Annotated in this window: 1 protein-coding gene; it reads right to left on the reverse strand. The window is 50.2% G+C overall.

Annotated elements, in window-relative coordinates:
* A partial coding sequence (locus J4G38_RS29380; RefSeq protein ID WP_449555736.1) for a phage baseplate plug family protein occupies positions 1–151 on the reverse strand: 151 nt, incomplete at its 3' end.
* Positions 152–321 lie beyond the last annotated feature (170 nt).

Raw genomic sequence — 321 nt, forward strand, 5'->3', positions numbered from 1 at the left:
AGAGAGCGCCTTTTAAGATCTTTGTGCGCCGCACGCTCAGATCCATATACATAAATCCCGCACGCTCAAAGACTCTTATGGTGCACGCCTGCCCGCCGAGGTCAATCTGCAGCTCCTGGTCAGGATAGGGCGTCAGAGGTATTTCAATCATAGATATCACCCGAAAATCATATTAGCAAAGGACTGAGGCCCGTTTTCTTTCTTGTCTGACGCTTTTGTCTCCTGAGCCTGCTGCCTGCCGCGCGGCTGAGTCTTCGGCACTTTTGTATTGGTATACTGGCTTTCAACCTGTCTGACTTCCTCAAACCCTATATCGCAGTA

Origin of the sequence: Hymenobacter terricola, from assembly GCF_017921975.2 — a bacterium.
Classification (GTDB): Bacteria; Bacteroidota; Bacteroidia; order Cytophagales; family Hymenobacteraceae; genus Hymenobacter; species Hymenobacter terricola.